Annotated in this window: 14 protein-coding genes and 1 tRNA gene; 7 read left to right on the plus strand and 8 right to left on the minus strand. The window is 61.1% G+C overall.

From position 1 onward, the window contains the following. Window positions 1–10: 10 nt before the first annotated feature. Window positions 11–928 carry an SPOR domain-containing protein gene (locus ACG74X_RS05025; RefSeq protein WP_411233056.1) on the minus strand — a complete coding sequence of 306 codons (918 nt, stop codon included), beginning with the start codon at window positions 926–928 and terminating at the stop codon, window positions 11–13. A gap of 184 nt (window positions 929–1112) precedes the next feature. Here ACG74X_RS05025 and ACG74X_RS05030 point away from each other — a divergent pair. Further along, window positions 1113–1202: transfer RNA gene (locus ACG74X_RS05030), tRNA-Ser, on the plus strand. Window positions 1203–1748: 546 nt separating this feature from the next. On the opposite strand, the gene ACG74X_RS05035 is transcribed toward ACG74X_RS05030, so the two are convergent. From ACG74X_RS05035 to ACG74X_RS05045, 3 genes are all read right to left on the minus strand, one after another. Next, entirely contained in the window at window positions 1749–2081 is a 333-nt protein-coding gene (locus ACG74X_RS05035; protein WP_411233057.1) for a hypothetical protein, read from the minus strand. Window positions 2082–2203: 122 nt separating this feature from the next. Beyond that, window positions 2204–2821 (minus strand): pesticin C-terminus-like muramidase, encoded by a 618-nt coding sequence (locus tag ACG74X_RS05040; RefSeq protein WP_411233058.1) that lies wholly within the window; start codon window positions 2819–2821, stop codon window positions 2204–2206. A 303-nt stretch (window positions 2822–3124) separates the two neighbouring features. Next, the gene (locus ACG74X_RS05045; RefSeq protein ID WP_411233059.1) at window positions 3125–3334 is read right to left on the minus strand and encodes a hypothetical protein; all 210 of its coding nucleotides are present in this window, start codon (window positions 3332–3334) and stop codon (window positions 3125–3127) included. Between the two features lie 359 nt (window positions 3335–3693). On the opposite strand from ACG74X_RS05045, the gene ACG74X_RS05050 reads away from it, so the two are divergent. The 6 genes from ACG74X_RS05050 (at window position 3694) to ACG74X_RS05075 (ending at window position 10638) form a co-directional block, all read left to right on the plus strand. Further along, window positions 3694–4584 (plus strand): LysR family transcriptional regulator, encoded by an 891-nt coding sequence (locus ACG74X_RS05050; RefSeq protein ID WP_411233060.1) that lies wholly within the window; start codon window positions 3694–3696, stop codon window positions 4582–4584. Window positions 4585–4671: 87 nt separating this feature from the next. Beyond that, window positions 4672–5148 carry a formate dehydrogenase subunit gamma gene (locus ACG74X_RS05055; RefSeq protein WP_411233061.1) on the plus strand — a complete coding sequence of 159 codons (477 nt, stop codon included), beginning with the start codon at window positions 4672–4674 and terminating at the stop codon, window positions 5146–5148. Then, window positions 5145–6665, plus strand: a complete 1521-nt coding sequence (locus ACG74X_RS05060) for a formate dehydrogenase beta subunit (RefSeq protein ID WP_411233062.1) — start codon at window positions 5145–5147, stop codon at window positions 6663–6665. Before ACG74X_RS05055 ends, ACG74X_RS05060 begins: the two co-directional genes overlap by 4 nt. Then, window positions 6662–9601 carry a formate dehydrogenase subunit alpha gene (fdhF, locus tag ACG74X_RS05065; RefSeq protein WP_411233063.1) on the plus strand — a complete coding sequence of 980 codons (2940 nt, stop codon included), beginning with the start codon at window positions 6662–6664 and terminating at the stop codon, window positions 9599–9601. The genes ACG74X_RS05060 and fdhF overlap by 4 nt, the downstream gene beginning before the upstream one ends. A 4-nt stretch (window positions 9602–9605) precedes the next feature. After that, a complete protein-coding gene (gene fdhD, locus ACG74X_RS05070; protein WP_411233064.1) occupies window positions 9606–10430 on the plus strand; it encodes a formate dehydrogenase accessory sulfurtransferase FdhD in 825 nt (274 codons plus the stop codon). Then, entirely contained in the window at window positions 10420–10638 is a 219-nt protein-coding gene (locus ACG74X_RS05075; RefSeq protein WP_411233065.1) for a formate dehydrogenase subunit delta, read from the plus strand. Before fdhD ends, ACG74X_RS05075 begins: the two co-directional genes overlap by 11 nt. 57 nt (window positions 10639–10695) lie before the next feature. Here ACG74X_RS05075 and ACG74X_RS05080 read toward each other — a convergent pair whose 3' ends face one another. From ACG74X_RS05080 to ACG74X_RS05095, 4 genes are all read right to left on the minus strand, one after another. After that, window positions 10696–11613 carry an ornithine cyclodeaminase family protein gene (locus ACG74X_RS05080; RefSeq protein ID WP_411233066.1) on the minus strand — a complete coding sequence of 306 codons (918 nt, stop codon included), beginning with the start codon at window positions 11611–11613 and terminating at the stop codon, window positions 10696–10698. Between the two features lie 9 nt (window positions 11614–11622). Next, complete coding sequence (locus ACG74X_RS05085) at window positions 11623–12816, minus strand: alanine racemase (protein ID WP_411233067.1); 1194 nt, start codon at window positions 12814–12816, stop codon at window positions 11623–11625. A 99-nt stretch (window positions 12817–12915) separates the two neighbouring features. Then, window positions 12916–14718: a gamma-glutamyltransferase gene (gene ggt, locus ACG74X_RS05090; RefSeq protein WP_411233068.1), complete on the minus strand. Its 1803-nt coding sequence runs from the start codon at window positions 14716–14718 to the stop codon at window positions 12916–12918. A gap of 139 nt (window positions 14719–14857) precedes the next feature. Further along, complete coding sequence (locus ACG74X_RS05095) at window positions 14858–16480, minus strand: alkaline phosphatase family protein (protein WP_411233069.1); 1623 nt, start codon at window positions 16478–16480, stop codon at window positions 14858–14860. Window positions 16481–16487 lie beyond the last annotated feature (7 nt).

Genomic DNA, 16487 nt, shown 5'->3' on the forward strand with positions numbered 1-16487 from the left:
ACACTGGTCTTTAGTTTGTCACAACATAGGCATCGGTAAAGCCGGTCTCTTTCACCTTCGCAAGCAGCGAACTGCGCTCTGCGCGGCTCTGTGCCGGTCCGACAAGGACACGCCAGAACGCCTTGCCGCTGGAGGACTGCTCAAGAACGGTTGGCACCATCCCGGCCTGCCGCATGGCGGTTGCGGTATTGTTGGCGTTTTCCTCGATGCTGAAGATCCCGATCTGGATAAATGGCTTGTCCAAGCTGGATGCGGCAGGTTGCGGGACAGGTGCCTGTGCCTGTGGTGCCGGGCTTTCTGCCGGAGCGGTGGTGGCCGGGGTGGCATCCAGCGCTGCGGCTGCGGTTTGCGCAATCGGATCAAGCGGTGCTTCGGCCACATCTGTCGGCGCGGCAAATATGTCCTCTCCGGTCGGGGCGTCCTGCACAGGGGCCGCTGTCGCGTCATCCGGCACCTCTTCGCGTCGCAAGGCCACGACATTCAGATTGGTTGGTGCGCCGGCCAGAACCCCAAGTGCGGCTGCCGCGTCAGAGGAAATCTGCAGCAGGGGGCCGGGTGTTTCCCTTTCTTTGCGGAACAATGCGCCGATGACAAAATTGCCATTGGCCTCATTGCGGATGATCACACGCTCTGGTTCGGTGACGCTTGGATGGGCGGCCCACACGCCCCCCAGTGACGGGCGCCCGTCCCAAAGACCGGGTTCCGAGACCTGAAACACCTCTGGCGCTTCGACATCGCGTTCCACCAGCCGCGTCGCCCGCTGATTGCCGGTGATTGCTGTTCCTGCCTCTGCGTCGTTTGATCCGCCCTGCAGAAATGCGGGCATATTGGCGCTGTCGCACGCGCCCAGAGAAAGCGCCGCAAAACCTGCTGCGAAAACCGATCTTGAGCGCCGCCACCGTCCCGAGGCCGTCATTGTGATGTCCATTGCCTGCTCGCCCTTTGCTGTGCCGCATCCGGTGACAACGTGACCCGCAGGCCCACCGCCACTCTTGTTTTGCGAAAAGCTTACAGTCTTGCGAGACACAAGAAAAGTCTAACGACACATCTGTGCTTTTTTTCCCAATCACCGGCTTTCAGAATCGCATTTCTGCGGGTATGCGACTGTCACCGGAGGTTTGGCAGAGTGGTCGAATGCGGCGGTCTTGAAAACCGTTGGGCGTGAGAGCGTCCCCAGGGTTCGAATCCCTGAGCCTCCGCCACAAGTATCCCTCTTGTTGTTTTATTCATCATTGGACTCAATACCTTGCCCGTGGATTGAGGGTAGCGACACGTCCTGCGTTTTTGTTTTTCTATGCTTTTTGCAATGCTCGGCGGTGTGTAGAGGGGGGCGGCCATGTCAAAACCGATTTTACGTGGGAAGACATGGTATATCAGAAGGCGGGCACCAAAGCAGTCATACTGCGATGTATCCCGCACTTGCGGATTGCACATGGCCACATTCATGAAACGCGATCCTCCACATCAAGACGTGGTCCACCGTATTGCCAGTGTTCAGTCGGGTGATGACGTCTTTGACTTGCAAGGGCCAGCCAAGAGATCACGCCTTGCAACGGCCTGCACGGATTGCACCGTCAATGACGGCGGGTCTTGCGCCGATGGCCGCGAGGGTCAGCCTGATCAAAATCAGTGGCTCCGAAATCCCTGCGAAGCTGATGCTTTACCCTACCACGTCAACTCCCAGGTTTTTGCCTATTCCCAAGCGGGGCATCTGAGCAATTCATCCAGATTTTATCAGCGGCCCTAGATCACGGATTGCAAAAACTGATGCTCTCTTTTCCGGCTGTGGCGCAAAGATTGATAACTGTTGTCCAGCCAGCATCGTCTTGCTCGAACATCAAAACCGATTGCTGGTGATAGCTTCCATCTAAGGCGTGCTCCTCGAACAGGAGGACCGCAGTGTCATTGATGATCAGTGGCGTTACACTGATGCTCCAGCCGTCATCATACGCCGTTGCGGCGGCGCACATTGGAGCAATTCCCGTCGTGTAGAGGTCAGCAAGCGATGTCGGCTTTTGAATTCTTGGGTTTGATCCGTTGGCAAAGCTTTGCAAATCGACACGAGAGATCATCGTCTCCAACGCGTCACACTTTGCTGACGCATTCTCCGACACCTCTGCCATAGAATCTGCGACATCAGAATGTGTCAGTGCCAGCGCTGGCGTCGCCAGTAGAACAAAGAACGACAGAAGACGATACCGGATCAATTTGACGCCCTCGCCATGTTTAAAGGCAAAAGATAGTCGGCTTCGCGAATACGGCGACTGGTGTACTCGTCTCCAAAATTACGCAGTTCACGCTCCATGCTCCTCCAGTCTTGCTGCACCGCATATCTCCAGAATGTTGGGGTTCTTGTAGGCAAGCTGCCATATTGGAAGGCGACTGACATTATCACTGTTTGCGCTTCTCTTGGCAATGAACGGAAGGTTGGTGCCGTGCGTTGCTGACGCGTCGGCCTGAATGTTGACGCGACCGCCGCATCATAAGTTGTCGCAATTGCCCGGGCTTTTGCGGTTTTCACTGCACGGTCGATAATAGACGCCTGAGCATCAGTAATCGTCAATGGTTGTGCTCGCAATGCTTCGACAGCGCGCATGCGTTTGAGGCCGACATAAGGGGTCAGTAAAGCAATGATATCAGGATGCTGACCAAACAGCCGATTTAGATCACTGATACTGTGCTGGCCGATATCAAAGCCCGTGGCAATGGTCACACCTGACTGTCCGAAGACCGCTCCTTGGGCGTTCATAGGCACGTAGCCTGTCGTGACCGCCTCGCCCTCTTGCCGCGCGATAAAATTCCAATCGATGTCAAAACTCATGCGCGCCACTCCTGAGACAATGTTCCTTTAGGATTAGGCAAGGACCGGTTCGAACACTACCCTCAACGAAACTGGTGGCGGGATTTCGCCGCCAGTTTCCGAAAGCTGTTCTGGCACAAGCTTGTCCAACCGTCAGTTTGGAGGTGATCTGCGCTCGCCATCATTCCCGGCAGGACATGAGCGTGGCGATTGTTGCCTTGATACGCAATCTTCAGATCGAGGCGCTTGCGTCGCTGCTTATGCTGGCGGGGTGCGATGATCTTCCTGCGAAGCTCCGCTGAAATCCGTCAGCAAGACGGCCTGTCAATCGTGTCGCACGCGCAAGCCGTCCTGTGCGATCTCCGTATTCCTCAGATCCAGACCCGCCTGCTCCGTATCGGTCTGCACGAGGTCGCCCAGGCGGGTGAGGGCGTTCGCGTTTTCCGCCTGCGCAAATGCTTGCGCCTCGATCACGAAGTCCATCGTGGCACGGCTGATCATCCTGGCAATGGTCTGTTTTTCAGCATCACTCATTTCATGGCCCAACCCCGTATCCCGGATGGCGCGGCGCATCTGATCGCGGCTGATCCCGTTGGACCTGGAAAATCCGATGTCGGCCCTTGCGTCAGGAGCGCCCGCAGGGGCTTCGCCTGACCCATCCAATGCACACGAGTTGGCCTAGCCAAACCGGCCAAAACCTCTTGCGTGCAGCGGTCCGGGGGGGGGGTATTCTTTGGGTGCCTCGGGCGGTGTTTGGCGATTTCAGCCTTCCTTCGAAATTGGTGAACACCCGGCTGCGGGTTCACAGCCAGCGGCCTTCATGCTTGCGGAACCTGCGTGAGCGTGTTTGGTAGCGTCGGCCAAATCCCATGCCCGTTCCGGAAGGGGGCCTTATGCTCGACAAGCTGGAAATGTTCATCGCTCTTGCCAAGGCAGAGCATTTCGGCAAGGCCGCCGAAGAGCTTGGTATCACGCAGCCGACCCTGTCGACCGGCATCAAGACGCTTGAGGAACAGCTTGGCGTCAAGCTCGTGTTTCGAGGATCAAAGTTTGGCGGCTTGACGCCGGAAGGTCACAGCGCGCTGAACTGGGCCCGCCGGATCGTCAGCGATACGCGCCATCTGCGCGAAGAGATGCGGTTCAAGAAAAACGGCCTCAGCGGTCAATTGCGCGTGGCGGTGATCCCGACAGCGCTGACCTGGGCGGCGCAGCTTTCGGCCCGTTTCAGCGAGAAGAACCCGAATGTGCGGCTGACCCTGCTGTCGCGCACCTCGATCGAGATCCTGTCGATGATCGAGGATCTCGATGTCGATGCCGGGATCACCTATCTTGACAACGAGCCGACAGGACGGCTCAGCACCGTGCCGCTTTACCGTGAGAAATACCTTCTGGTCTGCAATCGGGCGTCGCGATTTGCCGGACGCGATGGTGTCGGGTGGCATGAGCTTGAGGGCGAGCGTCTGGCGCTTTTGACGCCGGACAACCAGAACCGGCGTATCATCAACGGCCATTTCCGGGATGCGGGTGTGACGCCCGATGCCTGGATCGAATCGGATTCGACTGTCGTTCTGGTCGCCAATGTCGAACGCGGCGATTGGGTGACCATCCTGCCCGCCGACATAGCCGCCTTTCTGGCCGCCGGAAAAGCGCTCAGTCTGGTGCCTTTGTCGGGCAATATCCGGCATCCTTCGGTCGGCCTTGTCGCCCCCTACCGCGAGCCGCATACCCCAACATTACAAGCGCTTTTGGCGAGTGCTGCACAGCTTGCGGATGATAGTGATTGATATTCTCTATCGGTTGACGGGATAATGATATTGATTATCCGATGAAGCGACGCCTAACCTTGAGGCAACACAGCCAAAAGGTCAGCTATGCCACAGACGCTTCCTCCCCCAACAGATGCCGAAATCGATGCGATCATCGTACCGCTCAAGGATCTTGAAGGTCCGCTTTTGCCGATGCTTCACGCCTTGCAGGCTGCGTTCGGCCACATCTCCTCGGCCGCCATCGCGCGCCTGTCGCACCTGCTGAACATGACCAAGGCCGAGGTGCACGGCGTGGTGTCGTTCTACCATGATTTCCGCGAGCGGCCCGCCGGTCGCCATGTTGTCAAGATATGCCGTGCCGAGTCGTGTCAGGCGGTTGGCGGCGATGTTCTGGCCGCAGAGACGCTGGCCAGGCTGGGGCTCGACTGGCACGGCACCACGGCCGACGGTCGCCTGACGGTCGAGCCCGTCTATTGTCTGGGCATGTGCGCCTGCGGCCCGGCCGCGCTGGTGGATGACACGGTCGTGGGCCGCCTCGACGCCACGCGGCTGGAACAAATTCTGACGGAGGCGCGGGCATGAAATTGTATATTCCCCTGGACAGCGCGGCCAAGGCGCTTGGTGCCGAGCAGGTGGTCGACGCGATCCGCCGCGAGGCCGGGGCGCGCGGGATTGAGATCGAGATCATCCGCACCGGAACGCGGGGCATGATCTGGCTGGAACCGCTGGTCGAGGTCGAACTGGACGGTGTGCGCCATGGCTTTGGCCCGGCAGAGCCGTCCGACGTTGCGGGCATTCTTGACGGCAGCAGCGACAAGGCGCTTGGCCCGGTCGAGGATCTGGACTGGATGGCGCGCCAGACACGGCTGACATTCGCACGCTGCGGCGTGATCGACCCGCTCGATCTGACCGATTACGAGGTGCATGGCGGCCTGACTGGCCTGCGCCGCGCGCTGAACATGACCGCGCCCGAGATCGTCACTGAAGTTACCGACAGCGGGTTGCGCGGGCGCGGCGGGGCCGGGTTTCCCACCGGTATCAAGTGGAAAACGGTGATGGAGGCCGAAGCGCCGCAGAAATACATCGTCTGCAACGCCGACGAAGGCGACAGCGGCACCTTTGCCGACCGCATGATCATGGAGGGTGACCCCTTTACCCTGATCGAGGGGATGGCGATTGCCGGGCTGGGTGTCGGCGCGACCCAAGGGTACGTCTATCTGCGTTCGGAATATCCCGATGCGATTGCCGTCATGACCCAAGCAATCCGCATCGCGCGGGCCAAGGGTGTGCTGGGCGGTGATATCCTCGGATCGGGTCGCGCCTTTGACATAGAGGTACGCGTCGGCGCGGGGGCCTATGTGTGTGGCGAGGAAACGTCGCTGCTCAACTCGCTGGAAGGCAAGCGCGGCGTTGTGCGCGCCAAGCCGCCGCTTCCGGCGCTCGAAGGCTTTCTTGGGCGGCCCACGGTCGTCAACAACGTCATCAGCCTTGCGACCGTGCCGGTGATCTTTGAGAAGGGCGCAAAGCACTACGCCGATTTCGGTCTGGGCCGTTCACGCGGGACCGTGACCTTGCAGATCGCGGGCAACGTGGCGCGCGGCGGGCTTTTTGAAACCGCCTTCGGCATTACCCTGGGCGAAGTGGTCAATGATCTGGCAGGCGGCACCCGGTCCGGGCGGCCGGTCAAGGCCGTGCAGGTCGGCGGCCCGCTGGGGGCCTACATCCCGGTGTCGCATTTCGACGCGCCGCTGGGCTACGAAGAGCTGGACGCCAAGGGCGGATTGCTGGGCCATGCCGGTCTGACCGTTTTCGACGACAGCGCGGACATGCTGAAGATGGCGCGTTTCGCCATGGAATTCTGCGCGGTGGAATCCTGTGGCAAATGCACGCCGTGCCGCATCGGATCGGTGCGGGGCGTCGAGACCATTGACCGCATCGCGGATGGCGACGCGGCGGCGATCCCGCTTCTGACCGATCTGTGCGAGACGATGACCGACGGGTCGCTTTGTGCGTTGGGAGGTCTGACGCCGTATCCCGTCATGTCCGCGCTGACCCATTTCCCCGATGATTTTGCAACTTCCAAGGAGGCCGCGGAATGAAGGATTTCATCATTCCCCCATCCATTCATGACGACCGCGACATGGGCACACCCGCCAAGACAGGTACGCCCGTCACCCTGACCATCGACGGTTTCGAAGTCACGGTGCCCGAAGGCACATCGGTCATGCGCGCCGCCGCCGAGGCGGGCATTCAGGTGCCCAAGCTTTGCGCGTCCGACAATCTTGACGCCTGGGGCTCGTGCCGCCTGTGTGTGGTCGAGATCGAGGGACGGCGCGGCACGCCTGCCTCTTGCACCACGCCGGTGGCCGAGGGCATGGCGGTCACCACGCAGGGTGCAAAGGTCAAGAAGATCCGCCGTGGTGTGATGGAGCTTTATATCTCGGATCATCCTCTGGATTGCCTGACCTGCAGCGCCAACGGCGATTGCGAATTGCAGGACATGGCCGGCGCGGTCGGCCTGCGTGATCAGCGTTACGAAAGCGGGCGCAACCATTACGATCCAAAGGGCGTTGGCACGCTGGCGGCGGGCGACATCCGCGCGCGCGCCCGGTCCGGTACGGGCGATCTGGGCAATCCCGAATACATCCCGAAGGACACGTCCAACCCCTATTTCACCTACGATCCCAGCAAATGCATCGTCTGTTCGCGCTGCGTGCGAGCCTGCGAAGAGGTTCAGGGCACCTTTGCCCTGACCATCGAGGGGCGCGGGTTCGAAAGCCGCGTGTCGGCGGGTGCGGCGGGCGACGATTTCATGGCCTCCGACTGCGTCAGCTGCGGGGCCTGCGTGCAGGCCTGTCCGACAGCGTCGCTGCAAGAAAATTCGGTGATCGAGCTGGGCACGCCCGAACGGTCGGTCATCACCACCTGCGCCTATTGCGGCGTCGGCTGTTCGTTCAAGGCCGAACTGAACGGCGACGAGCTGATCCGCATGACGCCCTACAAGCACGGCAAGGCCAATCGCGGCCATAGCTGCGTCAAGGGCCGGTTCGCCTATGGCTATGCCAATCACAAGGACCGGATTTTGAACCCGATGATCCGCGACAGCATCGACGAACCGTGGCGTGAGGTCGGCTGGGACGAGGCGCTGAGCTTTGCCGCGCAGCGGATGCGCGGGCTGCAAGAGAGGTATGGCCAGAAATCCATCGGCGTCATCACCTCCAGCCGCTGCACCAACGAGGAAACCTATCTGGTGCAGAAACTGGCCCGTGCGGTCTTTGGCAACAACAACACCGATACCTGCGCGCGGGTGTGCCATTCGCCCACCGGCTATGGCCTGGGCCAGACCTTCGGCACCTCTGCCGGCACGCAGGATTTCGATTCCGTCGAGCAGACGGATGTCGTTGTCCTGATCGGGGCCAACCCGACCGATGCGCATCCGGTCTTTGCCAGCCGCATGAAGAAACGTCTGCGCGCCGGGGCCAAGATCATCGTGATCGACCCGCGCAAGATTGATCTGGTGCGGTCGGCCCATATCGAGGCGGCGCATCACCTGCCGCTGCGTCCGGGCACCAATGTTGCCGTGGTCTCGGCGATGGCGCATGTGATCGTGACCGAAGGGCTGATGGACGAGGCATTCATCCGCGAGCGGTGCGACTGGGAAGAGTTCAGTGAATACGCTGAATTCATCAGCGATCCGCGCCACAGCCCCGAGGCGACCGAGTTGCTGACCGGCGTGCCCGCCGCCGATCTGCGCGCGGCTGCGCGGCTCTATGCCACTGGCGGCAACGGGGCGATCTATTACGGGCTGGGCGTGACCGAGCACAGCCAGGGATCGACCACCGTGATCGGCATCGCCAACCTTGCCATGCTGACCGGCAATATCGGCCGCCGCGGCGTGGGCGTGAACCCTCTGCGCGGGCAGAACAACGTGCAGGGCTCGTGTGACATGGGCAGCTTCCCACATGAGCTGCCGGGCTATCGCCACGTCAAGAACGACGATGTGCGCGACATCTATCAGGAGGTCTGGGGCGTCCAGATCGACAACGAGCCGGGGCTGCGCATTCCCAACATGCTGGACGCCGCTGTCGAGGGCACCTTCAAGGGGCTCTATTGTCAGGGCGAGGATATCCTGCAATCGGACCCGGACACGAAACATGTCGCTGCAGGCCTTGCCGCGATGGACTGTGTCATCGTGCATGACCTGTTCCTGAACGAGACGGCCAATTACGCGCATGTGTTCCTGCCCGGATCGACCTTTCTGGAAAAGGACGGCACCTTCACCAATGCCGAGCGCCGCATCAACCGCGTGCGCGAGGTGATGACGCCGCGCAACGGCTATGCCGACTGGGAGGTGACACAGCTTTTGGCCAACGCCATGGGCGCGGACTGGCACTATACCCACCCCAGCCAGATCATGGACGAGATCGCCATGACCACGCCCAGCTTTGCCGGGGTCTACTATGACGTGCTCGAAGAGCAGGGATCGGTGCAGTGGCCCTGCAACGAGGCGCATCCCGACGGCACGCCGCTGATGCATGTCGATGGTTTCATGCGCGGCAAGGGGCGGTTCATCTTTACCGAATACGTGGCGACGGGGGAAAAGACCGGCCCGCGTTTCCCCCTTCTTCTGACGACGGGGCGGATTCTGTCGCAATACAATGTCGGCGCACAGACGCGGCGCACCGCCAACAGCGAATGGCACGAAGAGGACCTGCTGGAAATCCACCCCCACGACGCCGAACTGCGCGGCCTGAAGGATGGCCAATGGGTCAAGCTGGCGTCACGGTCCGGCGAGACGACGCTGCGCGCGCAAATCTCGGATCGGATGTCGCCGGGGGTGGTCTATACCACCTTCCACCACCCCGATACCCAGGCCAATGTCATCACGACGGACTATTCCGACTGGGCCACCAACTGTCCGGAATACAAGGTGACGGCGGTGCAGGTGTCGCAGTCCAACGGCCCAACCGACTGGCAGGAGGATTACGCGGCACAGGCCGAGCGGTCGCGTCGCATCCTTCCGGCAGCGGAGTAGGTCGATGAGTGTATTACAGCTGTCCCACAGCATGCCGGGCGTCACGGTCCGGCCCGAGGGGCTGCACGATCTGCACCGCAGCTTGCCCGAGGAAACACCGGTCGCGTTGGTCTTTGACGGCACCACAGCGGCGGTGATGATGGCCAGCCCCGCCGATGTCGAGGATTTCGCGATGGGGTTTGCCCTGACCGAAGGGTTTATCACCGGCCCGCGCGATGTCATCGATTTCGAGATCGTGGCACATGATCTTGGGATCGAGGCGCGGTTCTGGCTGACCGGTCACAGGGCCGAGGCAATCCGCCAACGCCAACGTAACATGCTGGGTCCGGTGGGCTGCGGTCTTTGTGGGATCGACAGTCTGGAACAGGCCGTCCGCACCCTGCCTGTCCTGCGATCCGAAAACGCGCGGCTAAGCCGAATTGCGGTGGCGCGGGCCGCCGAACGGTTGCAGGCGCATCAGCCGCTGCACGATCAGACCCGCGCGGTTCATGCCGCAGGGTTCTGCAACGCCGACGGCGACATCGTCGTCGCGCGCGAGGATGTCGGGCGTCACAATGCGCTGGACAAGCTGATCGGCGCGCTGCTGCGGGGCGGGGTCGATCCGGGCCAGGGCGCGATCGTGCTGACCTCGCGGATCTCGGTGGACATGGTCCAGAAAACCGTGATCGCGGGATGCCCTGTGCTGATCGCGGTTTCGGCACCGACCGCCCATGCGCTGCGCCTGGCCCAGCAGGCGCGCCTCACGCTGGCCGCATTCGCGCGCGGCGGCACGTTTGACATCTACAGCCACCCAGAGCGTATCCAGACAGGAGCCTGCAATGCAGCCTGACAAACTCATCATGATGGCCAACCAGATCGCGACCTATTTCCAGAGCCAGCCCGGCACGGATCAGGCCGAGCGTGTTGCAGCCCACCTCAATGATTTCTGGGAACCAAGCATGCGCGCCAAGCTGTTCGCCTACTGCCAGGCGGACGGCGCGGGCCTGTCAAACCTCGCGCGGGATGCGATGGCCTTTGTCCGGGTCCCGGTGGACTGACCTGACCGCCGCGCGGTCACGTCATTGGCCCCGCCAACACGACGATGCGCGCGCTGTTTATGTGGTCACGGCGTTCAGGATGGATTGTCCAATGAACAAATCCTGCAAAGAGATGCCGGAACTGTCGAAAATCGTGATCTCTGTATCGCTGCGGCGACCTTCTGTGGTGCCGGTCAATACCTGTCCGATGGCGATGATCTGCGGATTGTTGGTGGCGTGCTGGAATTCACCGATGGTCACGGATTGCGCCGGTAGATCGCAGAACAGCGTGGCGTTGGGGAATAGGTCTGGCGGAAGCTCTTGTTTGCCTTTTGCGTCGGACCCCATGGACGAGATATGGGTGCCGGGTTGGACCCAGTCGGCCTGAAATAGCGGTGTGTCGGCGGTTGTCACGGTGACAATGATGTCCGCGGCGCGTGTGGCGTCCTCGGGTTGGGCGGCGTCCGCTGGCAAGCCCATGTCGTGCAATTTCGCAACCAGTGTCGCGCTGCGGGTTGCATCTCGTCCGACGACCATGATCCGTGACACCGGCCGAATGCGCGCGATGGCCTGGGCCTCGTAAGCGGCTTGATGGCCGGTGCCGAACACCGCCAACACGCTTGCATCCTTGCGTGCCAACGCATCGGTGGCGACAGCATCGGCTGCTGCGGTGCGATAGCAATTCAGGGCAGAGCCTTCGATCAATGCGCCAATTTTGCCTGTAGCCTGATCTATCAACACGATGGTGGACGCATGGCGCGGCACGCCGCGTGCGTCATTGGTGGGAAAGTAGGCCCCCACCTTGAGCCCGGCCAGCCCGGAACCGGCGGCGGACTTTATGCTGAACCGGTTTTGCGGATCGCAGGCATGGGCGTTGACCACGGGAAACACGCGGGCGTCTTCGTCCAGTGCGGCCACGAACGCGGCGCGGGCGGCATCAAAGGCAAGCTTTGGTGTGACAAGCGCGCTGGATTGGTCTTCGGTCACGTAAATCATCGGGCGTCCTTACCAGCCGCCGAAACGGTGCCAGATATCACGCGGACCGTTCCCTTTGGGCAGGACATGGTATCGGTCAAACTGTGCTGCGGTGGCGCAGGCATGGTTGGGCAAAATCCGCAACTGTCTGCCAACCGGCAGATCCGGTATCGGCTGCTCTGGACCGTTCCGATGCGCGATAATGCCGTGCTCTTGATTTGCGCCGATCATAATCAGGTCGGGTATCACGCGGCCCTGCGCGTCACAGACCATCCCGTAGCCTTGATCCACGTCCTGTGTGGCGGTTCCCCTGTCGCGGGACATGGCCATCCAGCCGGCGTCAACAAGCACCCATCCTTTTGAGGGCTGATGCCCGATCACGGTTGTCAAAACACTGAGTGCGATGTCGTCCGGTGTGCAGACGTCAATTCCGGCCATCACCAGATCAAAGAACATGTAAACGCCGGCGCGCAATTCGGTCACACCCGTCAGATCGCGCGCGCCATACGCCGTTGGCGTTGATCCGACACTGACCACCGGGCAGTCCAGCCCGGCTTTGCGCAAGGTCTCGGCAGAGCGGACGGCGGCCGACCGTTCCTGTTCGGCAAAGGCGGCATGTGCATCTGCGCCGCGCACCGTATAGCTTTCGCCGGCATGGGTCATCACGCCGCGCAGGGTGCCGCTGTCGTGAAGAAGACGGCCGACCTCGATCAGGGCGGGATCGTCGGGCTCAAGCCCGCCGCGATGCCCGTCGCTGTCGATCTCGATCATGGCGGGCACGCCAGCCTGCGCCACGGCGGTCGCCTGTGCGACATTGTCCAAAATCACCACCAGATCACAGCCTTTTGCGCGCAACGCGCGGACGCGGTCCAGTTTCTGCGGCGCAATACCGACAGCATAAAGAATGTCGGTGTGACCGGCGGCGTGGAACATTTCGGCTTCTGCGAGGGTCGACACGGTGATCGGATCGGTTTTGTCCTGGCCCATGTGCGCGGCGACCTCGATAGACTTGGCGGTCTTCATGTGGGGCCTTAACGTGACCCCAAGCTTTTTTGCGCGCGCCGCGAGATGATCGATATTGCGCATCATCTTGGCTTCGTCCAGCAGCAGGGCGGGCGTTTCCAGGTCGTCGAAATCTGTATCTGTGGACGTCACTTGATGGGCCTCATTGTCACGTGCGCCGACCGTTTTGCCGGATGCGGCGCTGTTGGAGATATTGATCATGCGCGCGCGCCGCGAAATCGCGACACGGGCGTGACCGCGTCTTACCCAATCTTTGAAAGCAACTCCACCGGCCTGTTGGCCGCGCGGCTGTGTCAGGGGTTATTGCCCAAGCGCGATGCCTTCGCGCCGGGGATCTGCGCCCCCGCGCAGCTGATCGCTGATGGAAATCGCGTGCAGACCAGAGTTCAGGCCACGGGCGTTGACTTCGAACCCGAGGGCCGTGAGTGGCTCGGCAAGATCTGCGGCGCTGGTGCCGTCCTCTATATCGAAGGTGCCAAAGCGGTTGACCAGATGTGGCATCGACACGGCCTGTTGCACATCCATGCCCCAATCCAGATGAGCGATGATCGCTTGTGCAACATAACCGATGATCCGGCTGCCGCCCGGGCTGCCGATCACCAGAATAGGCGCATCATCCTGCATGACGATCGTTGGTGCCATGGACGAGCGGGGGCGTTTGCCCGGTTCAATCCGGTTGGCGATCGGGATGCCATCTGAATGGGTGCGGAAACTGAAATCGGTCAGTTCGTTGTTCAACAGAAAGCCGCGCACAAAAAGCCGGCTGCCAAAACCGTTTTCGATTGTGGTGGTCATGGACAGGGCGTTGCCATAGCTGTCGACAATTGAAATGTGGCTGGTCGAGGGCAGTTCGAGCGACTGGTCATCGGCCCACAGCATCGCATGATCCCACTCGGGCTCTCCGGGGGTGACCGTTTCAAGCGCGGTGTCGGCCGCTTTGATCTGACCGGCGCGCGATTCCAGATAGACGGGATCGACCAAACCCTCGGTGGGCATCGGAACGAAATCGCTGTCGGCCATATAGCGGCCGCGATCGGCAAAGGCGAGGCGCGACGCATCGCCGATGATCCGCCAGCTTTCGGGGTTGTCGGGACCAAGCGTGGCCAGATCAAATTGCTCTGCCATGCCCAGGATTTGTCCAACCGTCAAAGCACCGGACGAGGGCGGACCCATGCCGCAGACATCTGCCTGACGATATTCGACACAGACCGCAGGCCGTTCGATCACCCGGTACGTGGCCAGATCGTCAAGCGCCAAAAGACCGGGGTTGCCCTGGGCTGTGCGCACGGTGCGCACGATGTCTTCGGCGATGGGGCCTGAATAGATCGCATCGGCCCCCTGTGCTGCCATCTGCCGCAAGACGTCGGCATACTCGGGGTTGACCAGCGTGGTTCCCGCCGCCAGAGGCGTGCCGTCCGGAATAAAGTAATCGGCGGTTGGTCCAAACCGCCCCAGTCGTTCCGCGTCGCCTGCGATGGACGCGGCCAACCGCTCGGACACCGCAAAACCGTTTTCGGCAAGATCAATGGCCGGGTCCAGAAGGCCGCCCCAGTTCGCGCGCCCCCAGCGGCGATGCGCGTCTTCCATCAAGCGCGGTGTGCCGGGCGTTCCGACCGACAGCCCGCCGACAACGGCATCGAAAAACTGAAGCGGCTCACCGGTTTCATCCTGAAAAACCGTGGGTGTCACCGCCATCGGGGCGGTTTCTCGTCCGTCCAGCGTTGTCAAAGCGCTGGTTTCGGCGTCGTACCACACCAGAAACGCACCCCCCCCAAGGCCAGAGGATTGTGGCTCGACCAGCCCCAGAACCGCTTGCACCGCAACCATCGCATCGGCTGCCGTGCCGCCATTGCGCAGCACCTCTGCACCGGCTTCGACAGCGAGGGGATTGGCCGCTGCAACCATCCAGTCATCGGCAACAACCGGAGTGCCCGCATTTTTGGCGTCCAATGCGGCGCGGGCAGGGGCGCTCAGGCCGTCAAAGGCGGTCGACAGGTCGGTGTCCGCCTCGGGGGCCACGGAATCCGCTGTGGTCTGCGCATAGACCGGAACGGATGTGATTGCAGTCAGAACAGCCGCCAAAAGCCACTTTTGTTGAAACATGTCTTTCCCCCCAAAGTTGAAACCTGGGGACAAGTGTAGGTTTGCCGCGACGGGCGGAGCAAGCCTCTTTTACGGTGTGGACATCCTGGGTTGCGTTTGAAAGCGGGGATTGGCCGATCCAATGAGCGGTGCCGCGTTTTCAGTCGCCGTTTTCTGAGCGGGACAGGACATCGCGCAGTTCATCTTCGTTGCGATAGCCGATCAGAATGCCCGACTTGGCCTCTCCAAAGCGTGTGTCACGCGCCGCAATCCAGGCGTCAGAGCGCGTGATCCGTTGCGATGTTCGGCGTGTCCAGTCAAAGAAAAGCCGTTCCAGACGGGCGATTTCCCCGGCATGGGCGGCATCCCGGCCCAGGTCGGTCAGCTCGTCTGGATCTGTGTCCAGGTCGAACAACATCGGCGGAAACCCTTCGGCAAAGATGTATTTCCACCGCCCATCGAACAGCATGGTCAGCTTGGCATCCTTGACCTCGACCCCAAGTCGCCTGCGCACATCGCGCATCGAATAGTCATACTCGGACACCGCAACATCGCGAAGCTGGTCGACCTGTCCATGCAAGATCGGCTGGACGGATTTGCCTTCGATGATATGAGGCACCGCGTCGCCGTCGAAATAGTCAAGAATGGTCGGAACAACGTCGATCGCTTCGATCAGGGCGGATGATTTCGTCCCGCGTGTGACATTGGCTTCGGGGCGCGGATCGACGATGATCAGCGGAATACGGGACGATGCGTCGTGGAACAATTCCTTTTCGCCCATCCAGTGATCGCCCAGATAATCCCCGTGATCCGAGGTGAAAACGATCATGGTTTCATCCGTCAGGCCCTGATCATCCAGAAAGGACATCAGGCGGCCCATCTGGTCGTCGATCTGTTTGATCAGGCCCATATAGGCCGTCAGCACACGGGTGCGGGTGCCATCATCGCAAAAGGCACGGCTGACGCGTTCTTCCATAAAGGCCCCATACACCGGATGCGGATCGTGGCGTTCGCTTTCGCTGCGGACCGGTTCAAGATGGGTCTCGGGGCCATACATATTGTGATAGGGTGCAGGCACGATATAGGGCCAGTGCGGTTTGATATAACTCAGATGCAGACACCAGGGTGTGTCGCCTGCCTCGCGGATGAAATCCATCGCGCGGCTGGTGATATAGGGGGTTTCGCTGTCCTCATCCGCAGCCCGCGCCGGTTTGTCGGCATTGTCCATGAACCAGCCACTGAGCAAAGTGCCGTCTTCGTCCTCGGCAGAATTGGCAACGCTTTGCCAGGGGTTTTCGTCGGGCCAGCCGCGCTGTTTCATATAGGTGTCATAGGCCGCGTTGCGCGGGTAGCGCGGGCCGTCCGGATGAAGCCCGTCTTCACGTTCAAACGCTTCAAATCCACATTCAGACACCAGCGCGCCAATCTGGCTGTCAGGAGCCAGACCAAGACGTTTCATGCCGTCGACATCGGCTGTCATATGGGTTTTGCCACACAATACGGTGCGCACGCCAAGGGGCCGAAGGTGATCGCCCAGCGTGATCTCTCCGACCTTGAGCGGAATGCCATTCCAGGTCGAGCCGTGCGAGCTGACATATCGCCCGGTGTAGAACGACATGCGCGACGGTCCGCAGATCGGGGATTGCACATAGGCGCGATCAAACAGAACGCCCCGTTGTGCCAACCGGTCAATATTGGGCGTATGCAGATGCGGATGCCCTGTGCAGGACAGGTAATCCCATCGCAATTGGTCGCACATGATGAAAAGAACGTTTTTGGTCATGATCCGG

It is taken from the genome of Marivita sp. S0852 (assembly GCF_046591575.1).
Lineage (GTDB): Bacteria > Pseudomonadota > Alphaproteobacteria > Rhodobacterales > Rhodobacteraceae > Marivita.

Coding starts and splice junctions, on each gene's coding strand:
- ACG74X_RS05025 (WP_411233056.1), bottom strand. CDS start 928: ATGGACATCACAATGACGGCCTCGGGACGGTGGCGGCGCTCAAGATCG.
- ACG74X_RS05040 (WP_411233058.1), bottom strand. CDS start 2,821: ATGAGTTTTGACATCGATTGGAATTTTATCGCGCGGCAAGAGGGCGAG.
- ACG74X_RS05045 (WP_411233059.1), bottom strand. CDS start 3,334: ATGAGTGATGCTGAAAAACAGACCATTGCCAGGATGATCAGCCGTGCC.
- ACG74X_RS05050 (WP_411233060.1), top strand. CDS start 3,694: ATGCTCGACAAGCTGGAAATGTTCATCGCTCTTGCCAAGGCAGAGCAT.
- ACG74X_RS05055 (WP_411233061.1), top strand. CDS start 4,672: ATGCCACAGACGCTTCCTCCCCCAACAGATGCCGAAATCGATGCGATC.
- ACG74X_RS05060 (WP_411233062.1), top strand. CDS start 5,145: ATGAAATTGTATATTCCCCTGGACAGCGCGGCCAAGGCGCTTGGTGCC.
- fdhF (WP_411233063.1), top strand. CDS start 6,662: ATGAAGGATTTCATCATTCCCCCATCCATTCATGACGACCGCGACATG.
- fdhD (WP_411233064.1), top strand. CDS start 9,606: ATGAGTGTATTACAGCTGTCCCACAGCATGCCGGGCGTCACGGTCCGG.
- ACG74X_RS05075 (WP_411233065.1), top strand. CDS start 10,420: ATGCAGCCTGACAAACTCATCATGATGGCCAACCAGATCGCGACCTAT.
- ACG74X_RS05080 (WP_411233066.1), bottom strand. CDS start 11,613: ATGATTTACGTGACCGAAGACCAATCCAGCGCGCTTGTCACACCAAAG.
- ACG74X_RS05085 (WP_411233067.1), bottom strand. CDS start 12,816: ATGATCAATATCTCCAACAGCGCCGCATCCGGCAAAACGGTCGGCGCA.
- ggt (WP_411233068.1), bottom strand. CDS start 14,718: ATGTTTCAACAAAAGTGGCTTTTGGCGGCTGTTCTGACTGCAATCACA.
- ACG74X_RS05095 (WP_411233069.1), bottom strand. CDS start 16,480: ATGACCAAAAACGTTCTTTTCATCATGTGCGACCAATTGCGATGGGAT.